The following is a 3,942-nucleotide window of genomic DNA, read 5'->3' on the forward strand; positions in this document are numbered from 1 at the left end:
AGGAGGTTAATCTCGTGAAAATTCTTTTAATTGCTGACCTGGAAGGGGCCTCGGGAGTGGTGGATAATGAGCAGCAGGCTAAGCCCGGTGCTTCTCTTTACCATGAAGCAAGAAACTACCTTATTTCTGATGTAGGTGGAGCGGTGGAAGGAGCAATAGAAGGGGGAGCGGATGAAGTTATAATTTTTGATATGCACTATTCTGGTTTAAACTTGAACCTGGAGGAAATTCATCCCCGGGCTAAGGTGGTGATGGGAAAACCACGCAAAATTTACCCCTTTTTTCCTGAGCTCTACCAGAAAATAAAGGGAGTAATGATGGTGGGGTTTCATGCCATGGCTCAAGCTCCAGGAGGGTTGTTGACCCATTCTTATGACCATTCTATGAAGGCCATCTATTTGAACGGAATTCTGGTGGGAGAGATAGGCATGGAAGCAGCAATGGCCGGTTATTATCATGTGCCACTGATTTTAGTTACTGGAGATTCAGAAGGAGTAAAAGAGGCTGAAAATCTTCTGGGAGAAATAGAAACGGCAACGGTAAAATACGCTATAAATGAGCATAGCGCTCTGTGTTTACCTCTGGAGTTAACCAGAAAAGAAATAAAAGAAAAAGCTAAAAAAGCAACGGAAAATATTAATCGATTCTCACCTTTTCGAATAGACCCTCCTTATTCTATAGAAGTGGAGTTTTTCGAAAAAGAGGGAGCACAGAAGATGGAAGGATTTCCGGGTTTACAAAAGATTAATGAGGTAAAAGTCCGGGTGGAAGGGGAAAATCTTCCTCTTTTGTGGGAGAGCTTTATCGGGTTTTACCAGAAATATGATTGAGGAATGAACATGAAAGCTATTGTTAAAATCAGGAAAGAAAAAGGATTGGAATTGAAAGAGATGGAAGTTCCCCGGCCAGAGAAGGGAGAAGTCTTAGTAGAAATTAAAGCAGCGGCTATCTGTGGCTCAGATATAAAAATATATAAATGGGATTCTTTCGCTCAAAGTATAATTCATTCTCTCCCTTTTATTCCCGGGCATGAGTGTGCAGGAGAAGTGGTGGAAGTGGGAGAAGGAGTGAAAAGTATTCGATTGGGAGATAAGGTGGCTTCAGAGACTCATATTCCCTGTGGTCAGTGCTGGCAGTGCACTCATGGTAGACCTCATACCTGTGAAAATATGAAGCTTTTCGGTCATAATATCAACGGGTGCTTTGCTGAATATGCGGTTATTCCCGAGGTATCTACCAGAAAAATCCCTTCCTCTCTTACTTTTGAAGAAGGCTGCATGCTGGAGCCTATGGGGATACCTTACCGGGCAGTAGAAAAAGGAAAAGTAGAAAAAGAAGCGGTAGTGGTGGTGGGGTGTGGCCCTATTGGTCAATTTGCTATAGGCTTTTCTCATGTAATGGGGGCGGGTCAAATTATCGCTGTGGATGTGAATGAAGAGAGGCTGAAAATTGCTGAAGCTATGGGTGCTCACTACCTCTTGAACCCTGAGAAGGAAAAGGTTAAAGAGAGAATAAAAGAGTTAACCCAAGACTGGGGAAAAGGACCGGGAGTGGTGATTGAGGCTTCAGGAAACGTTTCAGCTCTGCGTGAGGCGCTGGATTATCTCCGGGTAGGGGGCAAGCTTCTCATCCTGGGTCAATCTACTAACCCCTTAGAAGTGAGAGTGTCTCCAGATATAGTATTTAAAGAAGCAGAGATTTATGGTTTCTTTGGAAGAGAAATCTGGGATACCTGGGAAAAAACAGAAAAATTACTGGTAGAGGGGAAAATGAAAGTAGACCCGGTCATAACTCACCGTTTTTCCTTAGAGGATTATGAAATAGCTTTTGAAAAGGCAGCAAAAGGAGAAGGAGGGAAAATTGTTTTTCTTCCTTGAGGAGTATAGCTGACTGCAAAACTTACGGTAATATTTGTTTTGAATATGGTTATTGAGAACTCGTAGTTTCATTTACGTGGTGATCTCGAGTTTTGTCCTATCTTACTTGTCATTCCCGAGCCCTTTTATCGGGAATCCACTGAGGGAGGCTTTTTCTCCCCTCAGTAATCTTGGGTTTTTAAGTTTTTTTGGGGGTTATAAAGGGGGTTCACCCCCTTATTGTTATCCTCCATCATTCCCGAAATCAGTAATCGGGAATCCAGATGTTCTTGTTCTTAGTAAATAATATAGACCCCTGATAAATACATTCAGGGGCAGGCTAAAAACGGCTCGAAAGTTGCTGGGGTGACGAAGGGAGTAATAAGACATTGCTCTACTGGAGATCCAAGAACTAAAAAGAGGAGAAATGAAAGCTTTCAAGGAGGAAATAAAATGGCAGAATTAGGGAATAAATATTTGTGGATGCAGTCTCACACTGACGCTGCGTGGCTCTGGCAGTGGCCAGAAACAGTATGGGTAGTAGATAAAACGTTAAATCACAATATAAAATTTATGAATCAATACGCTCAATATAAATTTCATTATAGTTCCCCTCAATTCTATGAATGGATGAAGATAATTGGTAAATACGCTATCCCCCTAGCACAGGGAGAAATTTTTGATGAAGGCATATTTAATCAAATAGTGGAAAAGGTAGCACAGGGTCAATTAATACCGGTAGATGGCAACTGGATAGAGCCAGACTTGAATAATGCTTCAGGAGAGGGTCTAGTAAGGCAACGTCTGTATGGAGTTAGATGGTTCAGGAAGACGTTTGGAGATTTACCCTATTATAAAGTGGTCTGGATACCGGATAGTTTTGGTTTTCCCCACTCTTTACCTCAGATATATAAAAAGAGTGGCGCGGAGTATTTCACTACTACAAAGCTCATGTGGATATCAGATACTGATAAAGCACATTTTCCTTTTTATGTTTTCAAATGGAGAAGCCCCGATGGATCGGAGCTTCTTTCTTATCAAACTCCCCTGGGATGCAATCAAGATCCGGTTAATCTTGAAGATTCTCAACTTAAAAAGGAATTTGATTTTAATAAAGCCAGGTTATTATTACCAGAGCACCAAAATGAAATATTTAATACCAGAAATAGTGTGGACATAGCTAAGTATTTTGATGATAAATACATAAACGATATGGCTATTCTGGTGGGGAAAGGTGACCATGGAGAAGGTCCCACCGAAGAGGAAATAAAAGCGGCCATGGCTTTAGCGGGAAAACACGGTTACTTTATTTCTACAGCAAATGACTTTTTTGACGTTCTGGAGAAAAATTATGACACCAGCTTAATACCGGTGTGGGATGATGAGCTATATGTGGAAACGCACCGGGGGACATATACCTCTAAAGGCATCATCAAAAAGATGGTTAGAAAAGCAGAAAATATGCTGATAATCTCTGAAATTTATTCCTCCTTTGCCCGGATGCTGGGCCATGGTTATCCGGATACAGACTTATTCGATAAACCCGAGGCAGGCTGGGTCGAAGGAGTCAAATTGAGTAACTTTAATCAGGCATGGAAATTGGTATGTTTCAACCATTTTCACGACATTTTACCTGGAAGTGCGATAGTACCTGTTTATAAAGATGCCCAGGACCAATTAAATGAGGTGATAGGTTTTGCCGAGAATGTTACCAATGATGCATTAAAGTTCATTGCTACTAAAGTAAAAACTCAAGGATTTGGTGATGGTGCCATTGTAGTATTTAATCCCCTGTCTTGGGAGAGGAAGGATATCTTGCACTTCAAGTGGGAAGCAGGTCCGGTAGAGGTATTCAATTCTAGGGGAAGAAAAATCTCCTCTAGAATTGAGGAAGAAAACGGAAACAAATATTTGACTTTCTATGCCGATTCCTTACCTTCTCTGGGCTACCAGGTTTTTTATTATAAATTTAGCGATGGAGATGAAGTCATAAAAAGCACCAACTTAGAGAGCAAACAGGTATTTGAAAGCCCTTTTTATAGATTAGAAGTTGATAAAGATGGTTCTATTACCGGGTTGTTTGATA

At 41.1% G+C, this 3,942-nt stretch carries 2 protein-coding genes and 1 pseudogene; all 3 read left to right on the forward strand.

Annotated elements, in window-relative coordinates:
* Positions 1 to 830, forward strand: an 830-nt coding sequence (locus GXZ17_RS08050) for a M55 family metallopeptidase (RefSeq protein ID WP_409376778.1), incomplete at its 5' end; no start/stop codon positions are given.
* 9 nt (positions 831 to 839) lie between these two features.
* Complete coding sequence (locus GXZ17_RS08055; RefSeq protein WP_409376779.1) at positions 840 to 1,877, forward strand: alcohol dehydrogenase catalytic domain-containing protein; 1,038 nt, start codon at positions 840 to 842, stop codon at positions 1,875 to 1,877.
* Positions 1,878 to 2,309: 432 nt separating this feature from the next.
* A pseudogene (locus GXZ17_RS08060) lies at positions 2,310 to 3,942 on the forward strand (hypothetical protein); the annotation flags it as partial.

Origin of the sequence: Candidatus Sordicultor fermentans (genome assembly GCF_012728195.1) — a bacterium.
GTDB lineage: Bacteria > Atribacterota > Atribacteria > Atribacterales > Caldatribacteriaceae > Sordicultor > Sordicultor fermentans.

Coding starts and splice junctions, on each gene's coding strand:
- GXZ17_RS08055 (WP_409376779.1), top strand. CDS start 840: ATGAAAGCTATTGTTAAAATCAGGAAAGAAAAAGGATTGGAATTGAAA.